General features: G+C 45.2%; 17 protein-coding genes. 12 read left to right on the forward strand and 5 right to left on the reverse strand.

Features of this window, described 5'->3' with window-relative positions; translation table 11 throughout:
* Positions 1-54 precede the first annotated feature (54 nt).
* The 9 genes from MASE_RS03015 (at position 55) to MASE_RS03055 (ending at position 13189) form a co-directional block, all read left to right on the forward strand.
* Complete coding sequence (locus MASE_RS03015) at positions 55-846, forward strand: prolyl hydroxylase family protein (protein WP_014948284.1); 792 nt, start codon at positions 55-57, stop codon at positions 844-846.
* A gap of 206 nt (positions 847-1052) precedes the next feature.
* Positions 1053-5123: a beta strand repeat-containing protein gene (locus MASE_RS03020; RefSeq protein WP_014948285.1), complete on the forward strand. Its 4071-nt coding sequence runs from the start codon at positions 1053-1055 to the stop codon at positions 5121-5123.
* 96 nt (positions 5124-5219) lie between these two features.
* On the forward strand, positions 5220-7916 hold the full coding sequence (locus tag MASE_RS03025; protein WP_014948286.1) for a TonB-dependent receptor domain-containing protein: 2697 nt from the start codon (positions 5220-5222) through the stop codon (positions 7914-7916).
* A 207-nt stretch (positions 7917-8123) separates the two neighbouring features.
* The gene (locus tag MASE_RS03030) at positions 8124-8882 is read left to right on the forward strand and encodes a DUF3450 domain-containing protein (RefSeq protein WP_014948287.1); all 759 of its coding nucleotides are present in this window, start codon (positions 8124-8126) and stop codon (positions 8880-8882) included.
* 13 nt (positions 8883-8895) lie between these two features.
* Positions 8896-10260, forward strand: coding sequence for a MotA/TolQ/ExbB proton channel family protein (locus MASE_RS03035; RefSeq protein WP_014948288.1), 1365 nt, complete (start codon positions 8896-8898; stop codon positions 10258-10260).
* 2 nt (positions 10261-10262) lie between these two features.
* Positions 10263-10781: a MotA/TolQ/ExbB proton channel family protein gene (locus MASE_RS03040; protein ID WP_012517279.1), complete on the forward strand. Its 519-nt coding sequence runs from the start codon at positions 10263-10265 to the stop codon at positions 10779-10781.
* Between the two features lie 32 nt (positions 10782-10813).
* Positions 10814-11221: an ExbD/TolR family protein gene (locus MASE_RS03045; RefSeq protein WP_014948289.1), complete on the forward strand. Its 408-nt coding sequence runs from the start codon at positions 10814-10816 to the stop codon at positions 11219-11221.
* 3 nt (positions 11222-11224) lie between these two features.
* A complete protein-coding gene (locus tag MASE_RS03050; RefSeq protein ID WP_014948290.1) occupies positions 11225-11833 on the forward strand; it encodes an energy transducer TonB in 609 nt (202 codons plus the stop codon).
* Positions 11834-11839: 6 nt separating this feature from the next.
* Positions 11840-13189 (forward strand): tetratricopeptide repeat protein, encoded by a 1350-nt coding sequence (locus tag MASE_RS03055; protein ID WP_014948291.1) that lies wholly within the window; start codon positions 11840-11842, stop codon positions 13187-13189.
* A 56-nt stretch (positions 13190-13245) separates the two neighbouring features.
* Here the strand turns inward: MASE_RS03055 and MASE_RS03060 are convergent, their stop codons facing one another.
* The 5 genes from MASE_RS03060 to MASE_RS03075 all read right to left on the reverse strand — a co-directional run bounded on the left by MASE_RS03060 (position 13246) and on the right by MASE_RS03075 (position 19616).
* Positions 13246-14346 (reverse strand): response regulator, encoded by a 1101-nt coding sequence (locus tag MASE_RS03060; protein WP_014948292.1) that lies wholly within the window; start codon positions 14344-14346, stop codon positions 13246-13248.
* The gene (locus MASE_RS20185) at positions 14339-14983 is read right to left on the reverse strand and encodes a hypothetical protein (RefSeq protein WP_232362857.1); all 645 of its coding nucleotides are present in this window, start codon (positions 14981-14983) and stop codon (positions 14339-14341) included. Before MASE_RS20185 ends, MASE_RS03060 begins: the two co-directional genes overlap by 8 nt.
* Entirely contained in the window at positions 14896-17217 is a 2322-nt protein-coding gene (locus MASE_RS03065) for a PAS domain-containing hybrid sensor histidine kinase/response regulator (protein WP_232362803.1), read from the reverse strand. Before MASE_RS03065 ends, MASE_RS20185 begins: the two co-directional genes overlap by 88 nt.
* 244 nt (positions 17218-17461) lie before the next feature.
* Entirely contained in the window at positions 17462-19030 is a 1569-nt protein-coding gene (locus MASE_RS03070; protein ID WP_014948293.1) for an AMP-binding protein, read from the reverse strand.
* 112 nt (positions 19031-19142) lie between these two features.
* The gene (locus MASE_RS03075) at positions 19143-19616 is read right to left on the reverse strand and encodes a hypothetical protein (protein ID WP_014948294.1); all 474 of its coding nucleotides are present in this window, start codon (positions 19614-19616) and stop codon (positions 19143-19145) included.
* Positions 19617-19733: 117 nt separating this feature from the next.
* Between MASE_RS03075 and MASE_RS03080 the strand changes: the two genes are divergently transcribed.
* The 3 genes from MASE_RS03080 to MASE_RS03090 all read left to right on the forward strand — a co-directional run bounded on the left by MASE_RS03080 (position 19734) and on the right by MASE_RS03090 (position 26147).
* Entirely contained in the window at positions 19734-20960 is a 1227-nt protein-coding gene (locus tag MASE_RS03080) for a PQQ-dependent sugar dehydrogenase (protein ID WP_014948295.1), read from the forward strand.
* Positions 20961-21359: 399 nt separating this feature from the next.
* A complete protein-coding gene (locus tag MASE_RS03085) occupies positions 21360-24170 on the forward strand; it encodes a bifunctional aconitate hydratase 2/2-methylisocitrate dehydratase (RefSeq protein WP_014948296.1) in 2811 nt (936 codons plus the stop codon).
* Between the two features lie 264 nt (positions 24171-24434).
* Positions 24435-26147, forward strand: coding sequence for an ATP-binding protein (locus MASE_RS03090; RefSeq protein ID WP_014948297.1), 1713 nt, complete (start codon positions 24435-24437; stop codon positions 26145-26147).
* Positions 26148-26272: the final 125 nt, after the last annotated feature.

A 26272-nucleotide genomic window follows, 5' to 3' on the forward strand; every position in this document is an offset into this window, starting at 1 on the left:
AAGTAGAAGCCGTATCACTCGCCGTTAAAAGCAAAGGATAAAACTGTGTCGTATATGCCGCCAGCGTGGAAACAATGGGTTGTCAAATGCCTGCTATCAGGGACAGCTGTGCCAACTATCGTGACAACCCTAGCGGAAAACGGTTTTTCTCCCGACACTATTAAAAAAGTGCTCGGCGCCAATTTGCCCACTAATTATCAGTTTTCACCCTCTTCAAGTTTCTACGAGAAGCTAGCAAAAAGTGCTATCGCCCGCGTGGAGCAGGCTAAGCCGCTTGCCGAGCCCAGTGACATTCAGCTCTTCTCGTACGATGACTTCTTGAGCAGCCAAGAGTGTGACGACATTGTTGCTCTGACCAAAGATAAACTCGCGCCCTCTAAATTGGCAGGAGCCGCTAGCGCTGATGACATTAGAACCTCTTCAACATGTGAATTAGCCTTTCTTGGTAATAAGCTAGTCAAAGACGTTGATAATCGCATTGTTTCAACCCTTAGTTTGGGCGTGGGAGAAGGAGAAGTTATTCAGGCCCAGCACTACAATGTTGGGGAATATTACAAACCTCACTACGACTTCTTTCCTCCAGGAAGCCCGCAGTACAAAGCGCATTGTCTATCGCGTGGTCAGCGAACGTGGACATGCATGATTTACTTGAATGATGAATGTGACGGCGGTCACACCCGCTTCACCAAGCTAGATATTGCAGTAAAACCGAAAAAGGGAATGGCACTCTTTTGGAATAATTTGCTGCCCTCTGGCGACCCCAACCTTAACAGTATTCATTTCGCAGAACCTGTCACTCGTGGTCACAAAACTGTCATAACCAAATGGTTTAGAACGAAAAACTAAACACCTCAGGCCATGCTTTTAGTTTTATTTTTAATCAATCTTGTTTTATCTAATTGAAAAGTAATAGCTTTACGCTGGCTTTAGTTCAAAGCTGAAAAAGTTCAAATAAATTCGATAAGTTTTTTACTTTGTAACAAAAATGTCACCGATCTCCTTTACTCTCTAGCAAACCTTAGAATCCGTATTACAAAAATCTGGAGAATTTAATGGAAATTCGTAACATATTTAAGGTAAGTGCTATCACGACTGCGCTTGTCCTTGCAGGCTGTGGCGGTGACATCAATATTAATGAAGGTGATGAAGTAGTAACAACTCCAACAACACCAACTACACCTACAACACCAACAACACCGACTACCCCTGATGTAGATACGCCGTTCTCTCTAGGCTTTGCCACAGACGTATCAAGCGAATTCTCAGGAACGATTACAGATAAGCCTGTTTATCGTTTAGATACCGATTTAACTATCACTCAAGATATGACGTTAACGAACGATGCTCACTGGATCATCAAAGGTCGTACGGCGGTTGGTAACGACAACGCTGATGCAGCGGTACTAACTATTCAAGAAGGTACAACAGTAATCGGCGAAGACGGCGATGACTTCTTAGTTGTTCGTCGTGGCTCTCAAATTGACGCATCTGGTACGTCTTCAGCGCCTATCGTGATGACATCGGTACAGGACGTTACTGGTGAAGAAACTTCAATCGGTCAGTGGGGCGGTGTAGTTCTACTTGGTAACGCACCGACTAACCTTTGTAATACGGGTGACGATGCAGATACGTCTGACGAAGAACTTGCAAACTGTGGTGTTTCTGCAGAAGGTGATGCAGGTCTTTACGGCGGTAATAACCCAGAAGATAACTCAGGTACGCTAGAGTACGTTGTAGTTAAGCATGCGGGTAAAGCTCTGGCATCAGGCGACGAGCTAAACGGTATTTCATTCGCTGGTATCGGTTCAGGCACCACAGTTAACTATATTCAGGTTCACCAAAACCTCGATGACGGTATTGAATTCTTCGGTGGTACAGTTAACGTAAGTAATGTTGTACTTACTGATATCGGTGACGATTCACTAGATTGGTCATTTGGCTGGACTGGTAGCGCAACTAACGTTTATATCCAACAGTCAGCTGACGGTGGCGACAACGCAATCGAAGCGGATAACAACGAAGATAATCCGTCTTGGTTGCCGCTAACTAAGCCAACTATTTCAAACGTGACTATTGTTAGTGCAGACAACACCAATGGTGTACGTCTACGTAACGGTACAGCGGGCGTGCTTTCAAACGTTCTAGTAACGGGTTCTGCACTTGCAAACAACTGCCTACGTGTAAACGGTGATGAAGCAATTGCTAACGCTGAGTCGGGCGAGCTTTCTATCACTGATTCAATTGTTGCGTGTGAAACACCTGCGAACAACTTTGGTTCTGACACCATTAACGGTGGCACTACTCAAGCATGGTTTGAAGGCCAAGATGGCAACAGCGTTTTAGCTGCGTCTGCATTAATGCTTGAAGACAACGGTTACTTCCCAACGGCCTCTTCTCCTGTAGCACTTGGCGGCGGTCAATATATTGGTGCATTCAATCCTAACGGCACAGACTGGACTGTAGGTTGGACGGTAGGCGTAAACGGCGGTTTCCCAACTGACGTTCAAAACGCATTTGCACAAGGTCTAGCAACAGACGTATCGGCTGACTTCGACCTAGACAAGCCGGTTTACGAAATTGCTGCAGACACCACATTCACATCTGACGTTACACTTACTAACGATGCTTACTGGCTAATTAAAGGCCGTACTGCAGTAGGTAACGATAACGAAGACAGCGCAACACTATACATCGAACAAGGTACGACTGTGTTTGGTGAGCAAGGTGATGACTTCTTGGTAGTACGTCGTGGCTCAATGATTGAAGCTAACGGTACAGCAAGCGCACCTATCACGTTTACCTCTGTACAAGACCTTATCGGTGACGAAACGGGTATCGGCCAATGGGGCGGTATCGTACTTCTAGGTAATGCACCAACTAACCTATGTAATACCGGTGACGATTCAGATACCTCTGACGCTGAACTTGCTTCATGTGGTGTGGCTGCTGAAGGTGACGCGGGTCTTTACGGCGGTAATAACCCTGCAGATAGCACAGGTTCACTTCGCTACGTAGTAGTTAAGCACGCAGGCCGCGCTCTTGCAGCGGGTGACGAGCTAAACGGTATTTCATTTGCAGGTATCGGTTCAGGTACTAAAGTTGAGTACATTCAAGTTCATCAAAACCTTGATGACGGTATTGAATTCTTTGGCGGTACAGTTAGCGTACGTAACGTTGTACTTACTGATATCGGTGATGACTCGCTAGATTGGTCTTTCGGTTGGACAGGTAACGCGCAAAACGTTTATATCCAACAATCAGCTGCTGGTGGCGACAACGCTATTGAAGCGGATAATAACGAAGACAACCCAGCGTGGCTTCCACTCACTAAGCCTACTATTTCTAACGTGACTATCGTTGGCGCTGACACAACTAACGGCGTTCGTCTACGCAACGGTACTGCGGGTAACATCCGCAATCTAGTTGTTACAGCTGGTGAAGGCTACTCTAACTGCCTACGAGTTAACGGCGACGAGTCGATTGCTAACGCAGTATCTGGCGAGCTTTCTGTAGAACATTCAGTGGTTGCTTGTGAAGCAGGTAATAACTTTGGTTCAGACGCTATCGGTGGTGGTACTACTCAAACATGGTTCGAAGGCCAAACAGGTAACAGCGTGCTTACCGCTGATGCACTAATGCTTTCTAACGATGGATTTACACCTCGCTCTGGCTCACCACTTCTTGGTGCGGGCGTTGATGTATCAGAAGAGAATGACTTCTTCGCAGCAACTGACTATATCGGTGCATTTGACGGTGACAACAACTGGATGGACGGTTGGACTGTTGCGGTAAACGATAGCATTCCTGCTGACGTTACAACGGCACTAGAGCAAGGCTTGGCGACCGACGTGTCTGCTAGCTTCCCAGATATTACTGACAAGCCTGTTTATCAGCTTGCTACTGACACCGTGTTTACTGCTGATGTATCGCTAACTAACGATGCTCACTGGCTAATTAAAGGTCGTACAGCGGTAGGTAACGACAACGCTGACAGCGCTTCACTTTACATTCAGCGCGGTACTACAGTATTCGGTGAAGATGGTGATGATTTCTTAGTTGTTCGTCGTGGCTCTAAGATTGAAGCGTCTGGTACTGCAACACTGCCAATTACCTTCACATCTTCAGAAGATATGACTGGCGGCGAAACAGCCATCGGCCAATGGGGCGGCCTAGTTATTCTAGGTAACGCACCAACAAACCTATGTAACACAGGTGACGACGGTGATACGTCTGAAGCTGAACTGGCTAACTGTGGTGTAGCCGCAGAAGGTGATGCAGGCCTATACGGTGGTGCAGACAGTGAAGATAGCTCAGGTACGCTTCGCTACGTTATCGTGAAGCACGCAGGTAAAGCACTTGCGGCAGGTGATGAGCTAAACGGTATTTCATTTGCGGGTGTAGGTAGCGGCACTGAAGTTGACTTCATCCAAGTTCACCAAAACCTAGATGATGGCGTTGAGTTCTTCGGCGGTACAGTAAACGTAAGTCACTTAGTATTAACTGCTATCGGTGATGATTCTCTAGACTGGTCATTCGGTTGGACAGGTAAGGCGCAGTACGTAGTTATCAAGCAAGATGCAGCGGGCGGCGACAATGCGTTCGAAGCTGACAACAACGAAGATAACCCTGCGTGGACACCATTGACGACACCAACAGTATCTAACGTAACAATTTTAGGTGCAGACAATACAAACGGTGTACGTCTTCGCAACGGTACAGCGGGAACAATCAAAAACCTAGTGGTTACCGGTGGCGCAAACTACAGCAACTGCCTACGAGTGAATGGTGATGAATCAATTGCTAACGCAGCAGCAGGTTCACTAACTGTGACACACTCAACAGTAGCATGTTCATCTGCGAGCGCATTTGGTTCAGACACAATTGGTACAGACAGCACGCAAGCGTGGTTTGAAGGTCAAGACGGCAACAGCGTTCTTGCTGAAACTGCAGCACTTGGCTTTGATTCAACAGGTTTCGTACCTGCAAGCAATTCAGTTTTATTAGGTTCAGGCTTCGACGCTTCTACTTTGGACGCTTTCTTTGATAGCACAGACTTCCAAGGTGCATTCGACGGTGAGTCTGACTGGACACTGGGTTGGGTAACTGTTGGTCTTCAAGACTAATAAGTGAATGCGAGACACAGTAAAGCTAAGGCGTTTTTACGCCTTAGCTTTTGTGTAAGCGCAGCTACCTGATTACAGTTTCTTAGGAGTTACACAATGAAAAACAATCAAACGTCAGCATTTAAAGTCGGTGGACTTTCGCTGGCTATCGCGTCCATTCTTGGCGCAAGCGCGTTACCGTTATCAGCAGTAGCACAGCAGTCAGAAGACGAACTAATTGAAGAAGTCGTTGCTACGGGCACGCGACTTAAAGGAACCGCAACGGCTGTTTTACAAGAGCGTCAAAATCAGGCGTTCGTTGCTGATATTCTTGGCGCAGAACAAATTTCTCGTACCGGTGACGGCGATGCCGCTGCTGCACTTCGACGTGTAACAGGTCTTACGCTAGTTGACGGTAAATTTATTTACGTTCGTGGTTTAGGTGAGCGCTATTCAAGCACACAGCTAAATGGCATGACGGTACCAAGTCCGGATCCTACGCGCTCGGTTGTACCGCTTGATTTATTCCCATCAAGTATCATCGAAAGCCTGAACGTTCAGAAATCTTACTCACCCAATATGCCTGGGCACTTTGGTGGTGGTAACGTAAACATTCGTACTAAATCAATCCCATCTGAGTTTGTATTCAACGTAAGTGCAGGTGGCGGTTGGAATACGCAGAACAGCGATACTGGTGTTTTCTATTCTGGTGGCGGCGATGATTGGACAGGTCGTGATGACGGTACTCGTGCACTGCCTGACATTATCAGCTCGGGTCTTGCTGCAAATGGTTCTGCAGGCTTCGAGGGTGACCGTACAAGAACACTGGCTGAAACGCAGGATATCCTAAGTTCATTTAACTGGGACATCGGCCCAGACGAAAAGTCTGTAGACCCGAACTTCAGCTTGGGTACGACCATTGGTAACAATTACGTTTTCGACAACGACTCTGTACTTGGTTTCCTTGCAACGGTTTCTTACAGCAATGAATGGACAGTTGCCGAAGAGATGTTAGGTAACGATATTGGTGGTGGTCAGGAAAATCCACGTTTCACTAAATATCGCGACATGGTGTCTACTGAGCAAAACGTGCGTTGGAGCGGTATGTTCAACGTAGGTTACGAGTACAACAGCAATCACAAAGTAGAACTTGTGAACATGATCCTTCACGACATGCGTGACCGTGTTCGCGATGGATACTACTTTGACGAAAGTGAATCTAACCCTGGCGTGGAAGAATTCCGCCGCATGGATATCATTTTCGAAGAGCGTGAAATGGTTTCTTCACAGCTTAAAGGCACGCACAACTTCCTTAACTTGTTAGATGGTGTGTTTTTCGATTGGTACGTGGGAACTAGCCGTGCGTCTCGTGAAGCGCCAGATATCATGGAAGTAACATTCCAGCAGTTCTACGATGAGTCGGGTGCATTAGAGCTTGAGCGTCTTGATGATACGCCAGGAACTAACCTTAACCGCCAATATCAGGTGCTTTATGATGAGTCTGATACCTATGGCTTCAACGTGTCTACCGCGTTCTTCGGCGATGGCTACGACGTTGAACTTAAAGCCGGTATGGATTACTACGACAAAACCCGTGACGGTAACAATATTGACTTAGCGGTGCGTCACTTTGGTATTTCTTCTGACTTTAAAGAAGGTAGCCGTTTGAATGAAATTTTCTCACAAGAAAATATCTATAACGACGACTTCTACACCAGCTCAACGGGTCGTTCTGTGTTTCAGGACAATACAGGTGCAGGTGATAAGTACTCAGCGGCAACTAAACTTACCGCAGGCTATTTCATGGTTGATGCATTTTTCAACCAGAAGTTCCGCGTAAGTGGCGGTGCTCGTTATGAAGACTTCCAGCAAGTATCGATTCCATTTATCGAGCACTCGGATAAGTTTGCTGACGACACTGATGCCATCATTGACAGCATCTACAATGAATCTGATGTACTACCGTCATTAGCTTTCACTTATATCCCAAGTGAAGAAATGCAGTATCGCTTTAACATCAGTCAAACGCTAATCCGTCCTGACTTACGCGATATCAGCTCAACCTTCTTTATCGACCCGCTAACAGAATTCCTTGTACGTGGTTCTCCTTCATTGGTTGAAACTGAATTGACGAATATCGACTTCCGCTGGGAGTGGTATATGTCACAAGGTAACAACTTGTCTGTTGCACTTTTCTATAAAGATATGGAAAACCCTATCGAGATGGTGCAATTTGACGGCGGTGAAGGTGTACCTCAACTATTAACGGCTAACGGACAGGAAGGTGAGCTGTACGGTATCGAGTTTGAATTCTTGCACGACCTTGGCTTTATTAGTGATAACTTCAGTAACTTCTTTGTATCAGGAAACATGACGCTTTCTGACTCAGAAGTAACTATTGGTAGTGGCGACCAAGAATCACTGTTCTCTCAGCAGGCTCGTGAAGCATACGGCGGTACTATCACGGCGACCATTACTAACGACAAACGTCGCCTAGTGGGTCACTCAGAATGGGTTGCTAACCTTCAACTAGGTTGGGATTCTGATAACGGTGAGCATTCAGCGTCATTAGTCTATAACTCATTCGGTGAACGTATCATTGCGCCTGGCGTACGTGGTTTTGAAGATGGTATTGAAAAACCGTTCCATTCATTGGATGCCGTTTATACTTACTATCCAGACTTCAACACTACGATTAAATTACGTGTGCAAAACATTTTCAACGACGAGAAAGAAATTGAGCAAGAAGGTCTTACGCTGCGTAAGCTAAGCGTGGGTACAGGTATAAACGCTTCAATTACTTATAACTTCTAAGAAAATACAGCCAGTGCTGCTTCTTCAAAAACAGAGCAGCAACAATCATCTAAAGCCCGGTTTTCTTGCCGGGCTTTTCTATTTGTGACAATAGTCATCGATTTATGACAGTTTCGTAATAAAACTGTCACAGAAAACTCCTATCCTACGCGCAGAAATTTATAGTCGGATACAACCGATTTCTTTTAACTTTAAAGGTTTGAATGTATGAAGCTTATCAATGCCTTGCTTGTGGCAGGTGCGCTAGCAGCGACACCCGTGCTTGCACAAGACGATGAAGTCTTAAAACCCGTTGTCGATGAGGCAGCGAAAATAAACGAGTCAGCGGCGAAATCGCAAGAAAAGATTAACGGTATTACCGATCAAATCGACAGCAAACTTCAACAGTTCAAAACATTGATGAAAGAAATCGAAGGCCTTGAGGTTTATAACACTCAGCTTCGTAAGCAAATCAATAACCAAGAACAAGAAATGGCAGACCTAAATGCTGCTATCGATGAAGTGTCTGTTGTTGAGCGTCAAATCACACCACTAATGATGCGCATGATTGACGGCCTAGAGCAGTTTGTTGCGCTAGACGTACCATTCCTTCCAGAAGAGCGCGCGAATCGCGTTGCTGACCTTCGCGCTATGATGGACCGTGCCGACGTTGCTGCGTCTGAGAAATTCCGCCGCGTAATGGAAGCGTATCAAGTAGAGATGGACTACGGCCGCACTATGGAAGCGTACAGCGGTATTCATTCAATTAACGGTCAAGAGCGTGACGTTGAATTCCTACGCCTTGGTCGCACAGCGCTAATTTATCAAACACGTGATGCAAGCATGCAGGGTGTTTGGAACAAGCAAACTCGTCAGTGGGAAGAGCTTGATAGCAGCTACCGTACACAAATTACAAAAGGTCTGCGCATGGCGAAGAAGCAACTTGCACCAGACTTGCTAATGCTGCCAGTGGCAATTACAGACTAAGAGGTTGATGAGAATGTTTAACACAGTAAAACGTATCGCTGTTGGTCTAGCAGCCCTTAGCATCAGCGTTGGTGCTTTCGCACAAAGCGACCGTGCCATGGACTTAGACGCACTTCTTAAGCAACTAGAAGAAGGTCAGTTCGCACAGTCTCAGCAAAACAAACAGCGCGAGCGTGATTTCCAAGCGCAACGTGCAGAGCAAGATCGCATTCTTCGCGAAACTCGTGAAAAGCGCGACCAAATGCTTGCACAATCAGAGCAGCTTGAAACTCAGTTCGAAGAAAACGAATTCAAACTGGCTGACTTAAACGGTGCACTAGACACACGTCTTGGTTCACTTAAAGAGCTATTCGGTGTGCTTCAGCAAATCGCTGGCGACACCAAAAACAAATTCTATAACTCAGTGGTTTCTGCACAAATCCCTGGCCGTGCTGACTTCCTTGATAAGATGGCACAAGACATGGGTTCAAGCTCAAAACTTGCATCAATTGAAGAAATTGAGCGCGTTTGGTTTGAAATGCAACGCGAAATGACTGAAGCCGGCAAAGTCACTACGTTCAAGACAGACGTTGTTGAAGCGGGCGGTGAAAAAGTGAATAAGTCTGTTGTTCGCGTAGGTCCTTTTGCACTTGTTGCTGATGGTAAATACCTAGAGTACAACGGTGTAACAGGTACAGTATCTGAACTTGTACGTCAGCCTGCTGACCGTTACATGGATTCTGCTGCTGAACTACAAGCATCAAGCGGTGAATTAGTGCAGTTCGGTATCGACCCAACGGGTGGTTCAATCCTAGGTCTTCTTGTTCAAGCGCCTAACCTTCAAGAGCGTGTAGAGCAGGGCGGTGTTGTAGGTTACATCATTCTTATCGTTGGTGCATTCGGTCTTCTACTTGCCCTTGAGCGTCTTGTAACGCTGACGCTTATTCGCATGAAAGTGAACAAACAGCTTAAGAGCAAAGAAGTAAACACAAACAATCCGCTTGGCCGTGTACTTAAAGTACGTGACGAGCACCCAGACGCCGACGTTGAAGCACTTGAACTTCACCTTACAGAAGCGATTTTGGGCGAAGTGCCTAAGTTAGGTCGTAACCTAACTATCATTAAGATTATCTCTGTTGTAGCACCGCTTATGGGTCTACTAGGTACGGTAACCGGTATGATCAACACCTTCCAGGCTATCACCTTGTTTGGTACGGGTGACCCGAAACTGATGGCAGGTGGTATTTCAACAGCACTTGTAACAACAGTACTAGGTCTAGTTGTAGCGATTCCAATGACACTGCTTTATGCAATGCTTAACACACGTTCTAAGAACATTGTGTACATCCTACAAGAACAGGCGTCTGGCGTAATTGCAGAGCGCGCTGAGCGAGGCTAATCATGATCGAGTTTCTAGAAGCAATTCGCGATTTCACAGAAACAGGTGGCCAGGTTCTCCTGGTCATCGGTCTGCTGATATTCGTTATGTGGCTTTTGATCCTCGAGCGTGCGATGTATCTGATGGTTTGGCACAAGCAAGCCAAGAAAGAAGCGATAGCAATGTGGACAGCACGTGCCGATCGCTCTTCTTGGTTCGCAGAGCAGGTTCGTCAGAAAACAATTTCACAGTTAACCATGCGCCTAAACGGCAGCATCCCAATTATCCAGTCACTGGTTGCGCTTTGTCCGCTGCTAGGCTTGATGGGAACGGTTACCGGTATGATTGAAGTGTTCGATGTAATGGCGATTGCGGGCTCAGGTAATGCTCGTTCAATGGCCTCAGGTGTATCGAAAGCCACTATCCCCACAATGGCGGGCATGGTTGGCGCACTTTCAGGCGTATTCGCCGCTACCTGGTTAACTCGTATGGTGAAATCAGAACGCACGCATCTTGAGGATGCATTGATTATTCAACGTTAATGCTAGCTAAGCGTTAAGGTAAGGTATTTATTATGAAGCAGCACTTTCAAAACTTAGTCGATGAAGAAGAAGCAGCCATCGACATGACGCCCATGCTGGACGTTGTATTTATCATGTTGATCTTCTTCATTGTGACTGCGTCATTTGTGAAAGAAGCAGGTATCGATGTTAACCGTCCAGAAGCAGCAACTGCTGTGAAAAAGGATCGCGCTAATATCCTTATCGCTATTTCAGATAAAGGCGAAATTTGGATTAACAAGCGCCGTATCGACGTTCGCGCAGTGCAAGCGAACATTGAGCGTCTTCGCGCAGAAAACCCACAGGGTTCTGTTGTAATTCAGGCTGACAAAAAAGCCACAACAGAAACACTGATTAAGGTTATGGACGCGTCGCGAGCCGCTGGCGTTTACGATGTTTCGATTGCAGCCCAAGAGCAATAAATCATGCCACGATATTTAATCGCATTTGTTATTTCCCTTGCGATCACGTTAGGCCTGTTCTTCTTGATGCAATCGCTTATCAAGATGGGTGGCAGCGCACTAACTGAGCCGCCTAAGGGAAGCGTGCTTGACTTCGTAAGGGTTAAGCAGGATGAACAGGTTGAGAAAAAAGATCGTAAGCCGAAGAAGCCACCTAAGCCTGAAGAGCCGCCACCGCAAATGGAGCAGCCTCAAATGGACTCACCTTCTCCAGATGCAGAAGGTACGTCGATGGACTTTGGTGCTGAAGTAGGAGACGACATCTCGCTAGAAGGCGGGTTGGCCCTCGAATCCGGTGACGGTGAATATCTTCCTATTGTTAAGGTTGCGCCAGTGTATCCACGACGTGCACTTCAACGGGGTATTGAAGGTTTCGTTATTGTTGAATTTACAGTAACTAAACAAGGCGCAGTACGCGACCCAATTGTTGTTGAAGCTAACCCTTCAGGTATTTTTGAACAAGCGGCGATTGATGCGGCAATGAAGTTCAAATATAAGCCTCGAGTGGTAAATGGCGAAGCAACGGAAGTGTCTGGTGTACAAAACCGTATTACGTTCCAAATTGACGGGTAACAGAACATGATGAGAAAACAGACGAATACATTGCTTAGTGCACTGGCGTTTGCATTTGCATCGGCCACAGTATCTGTACCTACTATGTTCATTGCTTCTAACGCTACAGCGCAAGAGGCTGAGCAGCAAGATGGACAAGAGATAAAAGCTAGCGATAAGCAAACCCGTCGCGTGCCTACGCTTCGCGGTAAAGTCTACGAGCAGCTAGCCCGTGCACAAACGGCTGCTGATGAAGCGGGCAATGTAGAAGAAGCTATTTCCATTTTGAAAGAAGTGGAAGATAAGTCTCATTCTATGAACGCCTACGAAAAAGCGATGATGTACAATTTTTTCGGCTTCATTTATTACAACAACGAAGACTATGCAAAAGCGTTGGAGTCGTTTGCCAAGGTAGTAGAGCAACAGCCTATTCCTGAAAAGTTCGAAATGACTACACTTTTCAGTTTGGCGCAGCTTAACCTTATGCAGGGTAATTACGACGATACCATCACTTACTTAGAGCGTTGGGAAAGTCTTAATGCGGGCCCTGTGCCGGTGAAAAACAAAGTCATCAAGGCCCAAGCGTACTATCAGAATAAGCAGTACGAGCAAGCCGCAACGTGGATTTCTGAAGCCGTTGCCGACCACGAAGCAGAAGGCATGATTCCCGATGAAGGGTGGTTAATTCTTCAGCGTGCTATTTTCTATGAACTCAAGCAGCCTCAAAAGGTTAAAGACGTTCTGGTTAAAATGGTGAAGCTATTTGACGAGCCTAAGTATTGGATCCAGCTAGCGGGTATGTACGGTGAGCTAGGCGAAGAGCGCAAGCAGTTGGCTATTATGGAAACCGCTTATCAGCGCGGGTTCGTTAATACATCCGCTGATGTGTTTAATATGGCGCAGCTTTATTACTATCATCGCGTACCTTACAAAGGTGCTAAGTTGATGGAGCAGGCGATGAACGACGGCGTGCTAGAGAAAAACTTGCGCAACCTTAAGTTCTTAGGCCAAAGCTGGTCACTTGCTAAAGAGCAAGACAAAGCCATTCCCGTTATGATGCAAGCGGCTGAACTGTCTGAAGACGGTGAGTTAGATGCACAGTTAGCGCAAATTCTTCTTAATGAAGAGCGTTTCGACGATGCAATTGCTGCGGCAGACCGAGCGGTTGAAAAGGGCGATTTGAGAAACCCTGGTTTGGTTTACCTAATTAAAGGCATGGCACTTTACAACAAGAAGCAATATGCCCTTGCGCTTAATCAGCTAGCTGAAGCAGAAAAGCATCAGAAGAGTCGTGCCATGGCACAGCAATGGAAGCAGTTTGTACAGGGCGAAAAGCGTCAGGCAGACGCCATTGCAGCTGAGCTAGGTACAAGTTAAGTATCGTACTTTCGTTAATACATCATTTAAAAGGGTCGAATATATTCGACCCTTTTTTATGCGCTAGGGAAAAGTACTTGAGGCAATAAGTCAGACACCGAGGCCATCTTTCCTTCTGCCTCTAACTGGTTCCAATAGCGTTTGGTTTCTAAAACCTCTTCCTTTATCGAAAGAAAGCAGTCGACCAATACGGGATCAAAGTGCTGGCCTGAACCTCGTTTAAGATGATCAAAAGCATCATCGTCAGCCCACGCTTTTTTATAAGGCCTTTTCATTGTAAGGGCGTCGAAAACATCGGCGATAGCTACGATACGTGCACTTTCAGGTATCGCCTCTTCCCTTAATCCTCTTGGATAGCCTGTGCCATCCCACTTTTCGTGATGACATAAAGCAATCTCGGCTGCGAGGTTAAAGAGCGGGGTATCACATTGAGACAGTATTCTGTGCCCTATTTCAGCATGGGAGCGCATAACCTCCATTTCGCTCAAAGATAATCGCCGAGGTGCTTTTAATATTGCGTCTGCAATACCTATTTTGCCTGTGTCATGCATTGGAGCAGCTTGCGCGAGCAGGCACGCTTTTTCGAAAGGCCAACCGTGAGCCAGAGCAAGACATTGGCTGTAAGCTGCCATCCGCCAAATATGATGACCGGTGTCGGTATCATTGTAATGACCAGCGGCAGCTAGCATGCTGATTGCGCTTTGTTGGCTTTTACTTAGTTCCTTAGTACGCGCCGCTACAAGGTTTTCGGCCATCCGCATTTGATGGGCTAAACTAATGTGAGTTTTAACGCGAGCGAGGGTGATACTCGGTGATACGGGTTTGGTTATGTAGTCTACTGCACCAAGTTTGAAACCTTTTTCTTCGTCCTCTCCTTGAGTTAAGGCTGTAACGAAAATAACAGGTATATGGCTAAGCGCCTCGTTAGCTTTGAGTTTTTTACATACCTCAAACCCGTCCATACCGGGCATCATTATATCTAACAATATAAGGTCGGGAGTAAACTGCTGGGTAATCTTAAGTGCTATTGTTCCCGAAGGCGCAACCTTTACATTATAGTAAGGGCCTAAAATGCCTAATAGAATATCGATATTTGCGGGCTCATCATCAACCACTAATATGCTAAACCTATGTGCTTCATTACGTTGATTATTCATCGGTAATATCGCCTATCAGTTGCGTAATAACCGCTTGAGCACTTTCGAAATCGTAAATGGTAGCAAGCTGTTTCAATCGGTTAATCTTATGTGCATAGACCGACTCGCTGTAATTGGCTGCCAATACGTTGATGTATTCAACCGCTTTCGCGTCATAAGATTGAAGCGCCTGCTCAACGTTGCGTAGGGTCGATAGCATGGAGGATTTATCGAAGTTCGTACCGCTTTGATGGATATTGTCGGTGTCGTTTTTATCGATAGTGTGAGCAATTAGGCGTAGCGTTGCATCTAGCTGAAACGATAAGTTTGTTACGTGTCTTGCATTAACAGCTTCATTTCTCTCTTGTGCTTCTATAAGAGGAAGCAGGCTTTGCTCAAGCGTTGTGGCGCCAATAAGCTGAGCATCTTCAAGCAGAGAGGTTAACAATTTCGACGTGTTCGTCTGTGTATGAAAAATATCGAGCAAGTCAGACATAACACCACGCTGGCTGTAGGTTTTATAAAATGTTAGCAGCGACGAGATAAACTGGCTCATTTCGTCCGGAGGGTTTATTTCAATGTAGCCTGAATGTATGTGAATATCGATGGTATGAACGATTTCATCCGCGGTAGCGGGCTTAACCAAGTGCTGACACATACCGGCGGTAAGCGCGCTTTCAGAAGCCTCCTGAGACTCATCGGCACTAAGCGCAATAATTGGCGTATACCAGTCTTTTTCTGGGTAAGTTGTTCTGCAACTTCATAGCCCGATACGCCGGGTAAGTAGCAATCCAAGAGTATAGCGTCAAATTTGCTCATTTCGCATAACGCAAGTGCCTGCTCACCCGATGAAGCAACAGCAACATTAATACCTAGATCAGAAAGTATTTGCTGGCTAATCTCTACACTAATTGCGTCGTCATCTACCACAAGCACATGTTTGTTTAAAAGGCGCCTGGTTCGCCATTTTCGACTTTCAAGGCCTTCTAGTGTCCGCTTACTGAGTGATAGTTGAGCTGGAGATAGTGTTGAAATAAGTTCTGTGTCGGTAAACGGAAGCTCAATGATATTTATATTTTGAACAAGGGCACTTCCCATTCGTTTTTGTACGTCTTGCTTGTTGAGGGGACTGATTAATGTTGTAAGGTTTAGCGACTGATATTCACCAAACTGCATGTGTTTAATGAAGCTATTCCAGCTTTGCTCATCATCTGGTAGAAATGCGATAGTTTGAGAGGCTTTACTCGGCAATAGCCCTTCAACCTGGTCGATTATTTGGCAGTGAATGTTATGTCTGTTCAATGTTGCCGCAAGTATTTCGCATCCTTGGCTCACGCTTTCGTGTGTTTGAATGCACAGTACATTGTCGGGAACCGATACGGGAAGTTGAGGGCCTGTACCAGGGCCTTCATCAGAACAGACAGGCAATGCAAAGGAAAAACAGCTTCCCTTGTCTACCTCGCTTTCCAAGGTTAAGTCACCACCCATCAGTTCAACCAGACGCTTACATATCGCAAGGCCAAGGCCGGTTCCCCCATACTCTCTGGAAATGGATGCATCAGCCTGAACAAAGGCTTTGAAAAGTTTTGATTTTACATGCTCACTGATACCCATACCGGTATCGGAAACACTGAATGCTAATTGATTTTCGCGCTTTTCAACCGTCAGTATTATGTGGCCGCTGGCGGTAAATTTTATAGCATTACTTAAAAGGTTGAGCAGTACTTGGTATATCTTTTCGCTGTCGCCACGGCATTGCAAATTAGTATGGCACCGAATATCAAAAAGCAACTGAAGCTGTTTTTGTTGCGCCTTTACTTGAAAGACTTGAGCGAGTTTATCGATGGTTTTTGTTAAGGTGAAGGGCTCATCAACTATCTCTATTTTATCTGCTTCCACTTTAGAAAAATCGAGAATGCTATTCATCAGGTCTAACAATGCTGTAGAGCTACGCTGCACTTTTTCTAAATATTGCTGACGTTGCTCATTGTCGGTGGATTCTAGGGCAAGGTGAGTGAGGCCGATAATGGCGTTCATCGGTGTTCTTATTTCATGGCTCATTGTGGCAAGGAAGTCGCTTTTTGCCTTGTTAGCACTTTGGGCTTCGTCATACGCCTTTTGGAGTTTTTGTTCTATGGCTTTTTGACCGCTTATGTCGTTGAATACGCCCACGTGTCCATCGGGCTTTCCTTCTTTATCAAGCAGAGGAACCGCAACAATAGATATGGGAAAAAGGCGGCCCCGTTTATCGGTGAAGAAGTCTTCATAAGACGTGTAAGACTGACCGCTTCGGATAGTGAGGTTAACTGGACATTGCTCTCTAGGAAGGAGGGTTCCATCCCCTTTTTGATAATGGACCGTGTCGTGGAAACGTCGGCCTTGTAATTCGTCAAGCGACCATCCTAATAATCGCGAGGCAGCGGGATTGAGAAACTGTGTTGTACCTTCACCGTTTACGGCATACACACCCTCGCCGATGCTATCAGTGATACTTCGATAGAACGCGCGCCCTTCGGAAAGTCTCGTCTCTAATCGCTTTTGTTCTGATATATCGGTGGCAATAGCAATTAGGTGGTCTACCCGCGGCGGTGACTTAATGACGGGAACCAGAGTGGCAAATACGTACCAAGGTTCGCCCAACTTAGTCAGACTATGTACTTCGCCTTGCCAGGTTTGGCCTTGAGATAGCGAAACAAAAATATCTGATTTTTCCTGCTCGGACATATTGGTAATATCGAATGCGGAGATATTTTCCCCAATTATCTCGTCAATTGAAAAACCAGATAGTTGGCTGCACTTGTCATTAGCGCTTAGAATTTTACCGTTTACGTCCATTGTCGCAACAATGCCGTGTTTATCCATGGCCTGCCGCTGTAAAAGCTGCGCGCTCATGTGAACTCTCCTACAACATTGTTGAATTGCAGGACAGAACGACGGCTAGTTTTGACAGACAATGTCATAAATTGCATATGTGCAACAAAAGTGAATGGGGTATAGATAAGTTATAGTCTGTACCGCGCTTATTTCCAATGAAATCAGATTATCCTTTGGTAGCAATAACCTGATTTTCAATGGAAAACGCGTAAAACTAGGTATTAAGCGCCGCGCTGATTGTGCGGCGCAAGTGGGGGAGTCATTAAGCCGAACGAAGCTCTCTACGTAGAATTTTTCCGACGGTAGATTTTGGTAGCTCGTCAAGTATCGTGATCGACTTAGGGATCTTGTAATTTGTGAGGTGCTGTTTACAAAAATCAATGACGTCTTGTGTCGATACATCGCTTGAAACAGTAATAAATGCACATACTCGTTCACCGGTCTTTTCATCGGGTTTACCCACAACAGCGGCTTCCATCACGCTAGGGTGAGTTGTAAGTACATCTTCAATCTCGTTTGGATAGACATTAAAGCCAGAGACAATAATCATATCTTTTAAACGATCTACAATTTTAATTGCCCCAGATTCGGTGCGAATGCCAATGTCCCCGGTTTTAAAGAAGCCATCTTGGGTCATGACTTTGGCAGTTTCGTCGTCTCGGTTCCAATAACCCAGCATAACCTGAGGTCCGCGAACTGCAATTTGCCCCGACTCACCATCGGCCACCGGCTTATCATGGCTATCCAGTAACGCAACTTCAGTGCCTTCTAGTTCATGCCCCACCGTGCCAATCTCTTCTTTACCTGGAATGTTAAAAGATACAACTGGCGCAGTTTCTGATAGCCCATAGCCCTCGGTGATGGTGTTCCCGGTTACGTCTCGCCAAATAGATACTGCGGCTTGAGTAAGTGCGGTGCCGCCAGACATTGTGAGGTGTAATTTAGAAAAGTCTAACTTTGCAAATTCAGGGTGTCTCCCAAGACCAACAAACAAGGTGTTGATCCCCATGAATGCTGAAATTTTATGGGGCTTGAGTGTTTGAATGAAACCGTCGATATCCCGTGGATTGGGTATAAGAATTATCTGAGTACCTTTGGCAAAGAGCGCCATCATTCCAACCGTAAATGCATAAATATGATAAAGCGGTAATGGGCATACCAATACTTCTTCACCATCTTTGAAGCCCTCACCAATACGGTCGAGCATTTGGATGCAGTTAGCTAAAACGTTTTTATTACTTAAGGCTGCGCCCTTCGATACCCCAGTAGTACCACCGGTGTATTGCAACATGGCAAGTTCATCTAGAGCAATAGAAGGACGTTCAAATGCAGGCAGTGTATTGCCTAGCTCCACTGCTTGTGTGAATGAAACCGTACCATCGAGATTTGGTGCAGTGTTAGGGTCTAAAAGCTCTGTTGCCGATGTGGTGATAACGGTTTCGATACTAGTATCATCTTTTATGCTAGTAAATTTGGGGAGCAAATCACCCAGAATAACCAGAGCTTTCGCGCCACTATCAGTGAACTGGTGCTTCATCTCGCGTTCGGTATAAAGCGGGTTTGTATTTACTACAACAAGGCCTGCGCGTAAGGCAGCATAAACAACAATAGGGTTTTGAATTAAATTAGGAAGTTGTATGGCGACTTTGGTACCAGGAGACAATTTAGCTTCGTGAACAAAGTAGCGGGCTAACGCTGATGACTTACGGTCTATCTCGGCAAATGTAAGTGTTTGTCCAAGCGCCGTATACGCTGGCCTGTCGGCAAATTTTTGCAAAACGCTTTCAATATAATCGGCTAAGCAGGTCACGTTATCAGGATAAGTTATCATGTTGCTTGTTCCTAGTAGGGCAAAGTAAGTAGGGTGTTTATGCCTTACAGTAGCAAACTTAACTTTTCATTTACATCAGGGTTGGGTTATTTAGTATTATAATTTTTAGTTATCAATTGTTTGTAGAACTATTACTTAAGTAACTATATAGCCCACCAGCACAGATGCCTGCCATGCATTGTGCGGTAAGTCCTAAGGTAGTGCGAGCGCCTGCAATTAGGGTCACATTCAATATGGGCTGCATGGCAATGAGCATTAATAAGAACGACAGGCCTCCCGCTATTGTGAAAAGAATAAATCGGGTACGGTTGGAAGAGCCACTAGCATTTTGATTAAGACGTTTAACGATGAAATGTGTCGCCAAGAACGCCAACAATAAGGTAACAGCAATAATCACGCCGTAAGTAGGCAAAAGGCCTAGTGCATCTTGCCATATCATGAAAAACCAATCGCTTGGATTCATATCGACATCAATTCGAATGAGTCCGATTAAAACGGCACACGAGTGAAACGTACTTGCTAGTAGAAAGCCGACGGCCCATGATGGTAAAAAATGGAAAATAGTGCGTCGTATTAGGTTGTTCATTTTTGTAGTCCAAGATTTGTCGCACAGTGCATTAGAACAAAACTCAACAGGCCTCAAATGGTTTGAGCGTGGCAATAGGGTATACCATAGTATGTTAAGTAAAAGAGGACAATCACAATGAAGTCATGGCGTACGATGATCAGTTTACTGGCTTTTTCTTTATTGGGAGCTGCTTTGGCTCCTGCTTTTGCCGTAACTACTGCCTCTGAACTCACTCAAAAGCACGCATCTAATAATGAGCAACGTGAAGCAGGTAGCTCAAATCTAACGGCCTATGAAAATTTCGACCAGCATGTCATGACAGAAGATATCGCTACCTCACTGGCGTTTCCCAAGGCCTTAACGACGGTTATCGATAAGGCTCAGGCAAGCACCCATATATTGATAGTAACGCGAGATGGTGAGCTGGTAATTATTGACAATAAGGGGGAAAGTGCGCGGTTTTCTTTAATGCTCGATGACTTGTACACCAAAGGGCAAGGAGGCGTACTCGATCTTCTTATACCCTCGCAATTCCCTGAAGACAGAACCGTGTTGCTGAGTTATTCCAAGGGGAACGATAGTGCAAACCGTCTTGCCATAGTAAAAGGACAGCTTTCCCTTACTTCTGGCATTACTAACATTCAGCCAGTGTTAGCACTGGCACAAGCCAAAGACACGCCTGTGCACTACGGTGGGAAACTGCTTCAACTAGAGGGCAGTGCTTTACACACAAAACAGGGCTTTTTGGTTACGACAGGAGATGGCTTTGATTATCGCGAGCAAGCGCAAGTTATCAGTTCACAACTAGGAAAAGTGCTAGGGTTCACAATAGACGGCAAGCCGTTGGCCAACCCTCCTTTTCCTGATAACCCCTTTATTTTTAGTATTGGACACCGCAATCCCCAAGGACTTGTAGAGGGGAGTGATGGCAACCTATTTTTGCATGAGCACGGCCCAGATGGCGGTGATGAAGTAAACCTTTTACAACAAGGCGCAAATTATGGTTGGCCAGTTGTTACACTAGGCAAAGACTATTCCGGCGCTAGAATTTCGCCTTTTTCGACCTATCCGGGTATGACTGGCCCCATTGTAGACTGGACACCTTCTATAGCGCCATCCTCCATGATCTACTATTCCCATGGGCGTTTCCCGATGCTAGCTAATACGTTACTTGTTACCAGCTTGAAAGCCAAAGCTTTGTATGCAGTTAGAGCCGTATCGAACGAATATATCTCTACAAAAATTTTTGAGGGACCTGGGGAACGGCTGCGGGATATTGCGCTTGATCATCAAGGTAACCTGCTTCTTTTGACCGATGGTGAAAATGGAAGAGTGATCGAGGTATCGCCAAGAGGAAATTAGGCACAGAAAACATTAATAAATGAAATTTTGTTTCAAAATTGATGGTAATTTGTACTGGTAGCACCATAAATAAAATGAATGTCTGTCATAAGTACAACACTATTATTTATCTTTATTGGTCAAACCATTCAAGCTAAATATCGTCATTGATTTCAAATGGCTTGCTTCTAACTACATGAAATTATTGGCTTAATTTTGCTTTTAATTAAAATTCGTTTTTCTAGTAAAAATGTAAGTGCTTTAACACAACGACAGTTTAGGCGGGTGAATACCTAACTGTTTACTTTCAGTCATTACGTAACCGCTAAAAATCGGTTAAAATATCCCTCATTTTTATATGCGTATAGCTAAGACCGACTTAACACTACGCCCAAGTAAAACTAAGACCGAGAGAACTATATGAGTTTGTATTCAGAATATCTGGCAGAGATCGAAACCCGTAAAACGGAACTAGGTCTTAACCCTAAGCCAATCGACAGTGCAGATCTGCTGTCTGAAATTATTGCTCAAATTAAAGATACAACAAACGAGCATCGCGAAGACTCTCTAAAATTCTTTATCTATAACACGCTTCCAGGTACTACACCTGCGGCGGGTGTTAAAGCACAATTCCTAAAAGAAATTGTACTTGGCGAAGAAAAAGTAGAAGAAATTACCCCTGAGTTTGCGCTTGAACTACTTTCACACATGAAAGGTGGTCCGTCTGTAGAAGTACTACTAGACCTAGCACTTTCTGATGACGAAGCGGTTGCTAAGCCTGCGGCAGAAGTATTGAAGACTCAAGTTTATCTATACGAAGCTGACACTGAGCGTCTTGAAAATGCATTCAAAGCTGGCAATGCTATTGCTAAAGACGTACTAGAAAGCTACGCAAAAGCTGAATTCTTTACCAAGCTTCCTGATGTTCCAGAGAAAATTGAAGTTGTGACTTACATCGCCGCTGAAGGTGATATCTCAACTGACCTTCTTTCTCCAGGTAACCAAGCGCACTCACGTGCCGACCGTGAACTTCACGGCCAGTGCATGATCTCTCCTGAAGCGCAGCAAGAAATTGTTGAACTTGGTAAGAAGCACCCGAATGCTAAAGTGATGCTTATCGCTGAAAAAGGCACAATGGGTGTAGGTTCATCTCGTATGTCTGGTGTTAACAACGTTGCACTATGGGCAGGTGAGCCAACAAGCCCTTACATTCCATTTGTAAACAAAGCGCCAATTGTTGCTGGTACTAACGGTATTGCGCCAATCTTCCTTACTACCGTTGACGTAACCGGTGGTATTGGTCTTGACCTTAAGAACTGGGTTAAGAAAACTGATGAAAACGGTGAAATCGTTCGCGATGCAAACGGTGACCCAGTACTTGAAGAAGCTTACTCAGTAGCAACTGGTACTGTACTAACTATCGATACTAAGGCGAAGAAGCTTTACAACGGTTCAGAAGAACTTGCTGACGTATCTGCATCATTTACTCCTCAAAAAATGGAGTTCATGAAAGCCGGTGGTTCTTACGCAGTTGTATTCGGTAAGCAGCTACAGTCTTTCGCAGCACGTACTCTAGGTACAAAAGCGCCAGCCGTATATGCAGCGTCGAAAGAAGTGTCTCACGAAGGCCAAGGCCTAACAGCGGTTGAAAAAATCTTTAACCGTAATGCAGTTGGCGTAAATTCAGATGCTCCGCTTCATGCTGGTTCTGACGTACGCGTTAAAGTAAACATTGTAGGTTCGCAGGATACGACTGGCCCAATGACGTGCCAAGAGCTTGAGTCAATGGCCGCTTCAACGATTTCTCCTGTTGTAGATGGTGCTTACCAGTCTGGTTGTCACACGGCATCAGTATGGGACAAAAAAGCACAAGCTAACATCCCTAAGCTTATGTCGTTCATGAACAACTTTGGTGTAATCACTGCACGTGATCCTAAAGGCGTTTACCATGCAATGACTGACGTTATTCACAAAGTGCTTAACGACATTACAGTAGACGATCGTGCCATTATCATCGGTGGTGACTCGCACACGCGTATGTCTAAAGGTGTAGCGTTCGGTGCCGACTCAGGTACGGTAGCACTAGCACTTGCAACGGGTGAAGCGGCAATGCCAATCCCTGAGTCTGTGAAAGTTACTTTTAAAGGTAGCATGAAAGAGCACATGGACTTCCGTGACGTGGTTCACGCGACTCAAGCGCAAATGCTTAAGCAATTCTCTGGCGAGAACGTGTTCCAAGGTCGTGTAATTGAAGTTCAAATCGGTACTCTATTGGCTGACCAAGCATTCACATTCACTGACTGGTCTGCAGAAATGAAGGCGAAAGCATCAATCTGTATCTCAAATGACGAGACAATGATTGCGTCGCTTGAACTTGCTAAGAGCCGTATCCAAATCATGATCGACAAGGGCATGGACAACGAAGCGAACATGCTTCAAGGCCTAATTGATCTAGCTGATAAGCGTATTGCTGAAATCAAGTCTGGTGAAGAGCCAGCGCTTGCGCCAGATGACAACGCGAAATACTACGCAGAAGTGGTTATCGATCTAGATCAAATCGACGAGCCAATGATTGCTGACCCAGACGTAAACAACGAAGACGTATCTAAGCGTTATACCCACGACGTTATCCGTCCAGTTTCTTACTACGATGGTAAGCCAGTAGACCTAGGTTTCGTTGGCTCTTGTATGGTGCACAAAGGCGACATGCAAATCATCGCACAAATGCTGCGTAACCTAGAAAAGCTTAACGGTTCTGTCGAATTCAAAGCGCCACTAGTTGTAGCTCCACCAACATATAACATCGTTGACGAGCTTAAAGCGGAAGGCGATTGGGACGTTCTAGCTAAATATGCAGGCTTCCAGTTCGATGATGCTAAACCTAAAGAAGCGGCGCGTACTAAGTACGACAACATTCTTTACCTAGAGCGTCCTGGATGTAACCTATGTATGGGTAACCAAGAAAAGGCTGAGCCAGGCGATACAGTTATCGCGACATCTACACGTCTTTTCCAAGGTCGTGTTGTAGCTGACTCTGCTGAGAAGAAAGGTGAATCACTACTAGGCTCTACGCCGCTAGTAGTACTTTCAACGGTTCTTGGTCGTTTCCCAACGACAGAAGAGTACAAGCAAGCAGTTGCAGGCATTGACCTAACTAAGTTTGCTCCACCTTCTGAAGACTTGGCAGTTAAGCCTAAGTTCGAAGCAGATGTAGCTGTTAAGCGCGTATAAGTACTTAACGCTTTCAAACGCATTTAAAAGCCCCAACCTCGGTTGGGGCTTTTTTGTACCCGAAATAATGGGGTCAGAGTACATTAATAGGGTAATGATCCCAGCGATAGCCAACTTGAATAATGGGGTCAGAGTACATTAGTACGTTAATAGAGCTAGCGGTAAACAGCTAGAAAAGTACTCTGACCCCATTATTTTTATGCAGAGTTGTTGTTTGGTACTTATACTGAGTTATTAGTCATTTAATAATGCTTAGAAACTCTAATGCCAAAGCAGTACCCTACAAAGCCTGAATCATTTGGCGAAGTCACATCGGCCTTGCAAAAAGCTGGCTTCAAAATTCTGCTGGTTTTTTCTTTACTCATCTTAGCGGTAATCGTCATAGCCCAACCCCAAAATGTGTATGTGGCAGTATTTTTCGGCCTGTCTTGGTGTGCAATTTCGGTAGCGGGAATTATCTTTTCTAACTATAAAGACCCTTTGGCGAAATTGTGGGCAATACTCACCATTCCCGTCGCGCCTTACCTTGTAATAAGCAATGGGCTCATGCCCGCAACCTTAGTTCCAATTGCTACTATTTTTCCCATTTTACTGCTTTCTAATGGTTGGCGAATAAGTGCAATGGTAGTACTCGCATGCTGTACTTTTCTTGTGCCGTTTTACGAAGGGGATTATGACAAGGGCCTTTGGCTAAGGCTTTGTGTGACCAACCTTGTTGTGTCCCTTCTTATCTATGCTCTAGCGAGCCAATTAGAGAAAGCCCTTGTTGAGAGTAAAAACAAAACTCTTGAGCTAAACAGGGCGCTTGCAAGCGAAAAGCAAGCGTCGGCTGCACAATCACGATTCCTCGCCACTATGTCACACGAGATTCGCACGCCATTAAACGGTATTTTGGGATTGACCGATGTAGTGCTTTCTCATGATATTTCGGAAAGTGCACGGCCTAACCTCGAGAAGATTCAGCGTTCAGGACTCTCGCTAAACCGCATTTTGAACGACATATTAGATCTCTCCAAATTGAATGCGGGAAAACTTGCGCTGGAGATCATTCCCTTTGACCTAAAAAGTACTGCCAAAGATTGCGTGGCGTTTTATGCACAATTGGCGCAGAACAAAGGTATCTCACTGAGAATAGAAGTAGATAAAACACTAAATACTTGTGTTGTAGGGGACGCAACGCGCCTTTCTCAAGTGTTAAACAACCTAGTGAGCAACGCGATAAAGTTTACGCATCAGGGCAGTGTCACTTTAGGGCTATCGAAAGGTGAAGCGTCAAAGACCCATCAATTTGTCAGATTTTCAGTAAAGGATACGGGGGACGGGATTGATGCTTCTGAACAAGAGCGCGTATTCGATGCATTTACACAAGCCAACAGCAGCATTAATCGAATGCACGGGGGAACGGGACTTGGTTTACAGATAGTAAAAAGCTTGGTTGAAGCTATGGGCGGCACGGTTTATCTAAAAAGCGCGGTAGGTCAGGGGAGTGAATTTTATTTCGAGCTACCGTTTGAAATTGCAGATAGTGTAATTGGCGCTAAAGAACAGGAAAGCACACCGTCGTTCCCAAACCTTACTGTTTTGGTTGCAGAAGATAACGACATTAACCAGGTCGTAGCAAAATCATTGTTAGAAGACACAGGATTGAAAGTTGCGCTTACTAATAACGGTAACGAAGCAGTAGAGATTGCACTAAAGCAGCATTTCGACCTTATATTGATGGACTTACACATGCCTGAAATGAACGGCTCTGAAGCCGCTTTAGCGTTGCGAAAAGCTAACATCACTATTCCTATTATCGCGTTCACTGCTGCGGTGGTTGCCGAAGAAATAGATAAAGCGTTAGCATCCGGGATGAATGGATATCTCACAAAACCAGTCAATAAAACGGAACTACACGCTGTGCTAACTAAATACTTGGGCGGAGAAATGTCTACAGAAAGTTCCTGTATTGCTAAAGGGGAATATACAGAGTAATGTGGCTATGAAATTGTCATTAATCCGAATAAACCCCTGTTATACAATAGATAATAATAAAAGTTCGCTTGGCCCAATCAAGTAAATAGTATTACTGCGAAAAGCAAAGCGTCTTATAAAAGGAT

Origin of the sequence: Alteromonas macleodii ATCC 27126, assembly GCF_000172635.2 — a bacterium.
GTDB classification, from domain to species: Bacteria; Pseudomonadota; Gammaproteobacteria; order Enterobacterales; family Alteromonadaceae; genus Alteromonas; species Alteromonas macleodii.

Excerpts from the sequence above, each read along its gene's own strand:
- MASE_RS03040 (WP_012517279.1), top strand. The coding sequence starts at position 10,263 with ATGATCGAGTTTCTAGAAGCAATTCGCGATTTCACAGAAACAGGTGGC.
- MASE_RS03060 (WP_014948292.1), bottom strand. The coding sequence starts at position 14,346 with ATGAATAATCAACGTAATGAAGCACATAGGTTTAGCATATTAGTGGTT.
- MASE_RS03045 (WP_014948289.1), top strand. The coding sequence starts at position 10,814 with ATGAAGCAGCACTTTCAAAACTTAGTCGATGAAGAAGAAGCAGCCATC.
- MASE_RS03015 (WP_014948284.1), top strand. The coding sequence starts at position 55 with ATGCCGCCAGCGTGGAAACAATGGGTTGTCAAATGCCTGCTATCAGGG.
- MASE_RS03065 (WP_232362803.1), bottom strand. The coding sequence starts at position 17,217 with ATGAGCGCGCAGCTTTTACAGCGGCAGGCCATGGATAAACACGGCATT.
- MASE_RS03085 (WP_014948296.1), top strand. The coding sequence starts at position 21,360 with ATGAGTTTGTATTCAGAATATCTGGCAGAGATCGAAACCCGTAAAACG.
- MASE_RS03020 (WP_014948285.1), top strand. The coding sequence starts at position 1,053 with ATGGAAATTCGTAACATATTTAAGGTAAGTGCTATCACGACTGCGCTT.
- MASE_RS03050 (WP_014948290.1), top strand. The coding sequence starts at position 11,225 with ATGCCACGATATTTAATCGCATTTGTTATTTCCCTTGCGATCACGTTA.
- MASE_RS03035 (WP_014948288.1), top strand. The coding sequence starts at position 8,896 with ATGTTTAACACAGTAAAACGTATCGCTGTTGGTCTAGCAGCCCTTAGC.
- MASE_RS03090 (WP_014948297.1), top strand. The coding sequence starts at position 24,435 with ATGCCAAAGCAGTACCCTACAAAGCCTGAATCATTTGGCGAAGTCACA.
- MASE_RS03055 (WP_014948291.1), top strand. The coding sequence starts at position 11,840 with ATGATGAGAAAACAGACGAATACATTGCTTAGTGCACTGGCGTTTGCA.
- MASE_RS20185 (WP_232362857.1), bottom strand. The coding sequence starts at position 14,983 with ATGTGTCAGCACTTGGTTAAGCCCGCTACCGCGGATGAAATCGTTCAT.
- MASE_RS03025 (WP_014948286.1), top strand. The coding sequence starts at position 5,220 with ATGAAAAACAATCAAACGTCAGCATTTAAAGTCGGTGGACTTTCGCTG.
- MASE_RS03075 (WP_014948294.1), bottom strand. The coding sequence starts at position 19,616 with ATGAACAACCTAATACGACGCACTATTTTCCATTTTTTACCATCATGG.
- MASE_RS03070 (WP_014948293.1), bottom strand. The coding sequence starts at position 19,030 with ATGATAACTTATCCTGATAACGTGACCTGCTTAGCCGATTATATTGAA.
- MASE_RS03080 (WP_014948295.1), top strand. The coding sequence starts at position 19,734 with ATGAAGTCATGGCGTACGATGATCAGTTTACTGGCTTTTTCTTTATTG.
- MASE_RS03030 (WP_014948287.1), top strand. The coding sequence starts at position 8,124 with ATGAAGCTTATCAATGCCTTGCTTGTGGCAGGTGCGCTAGCAGCGACA.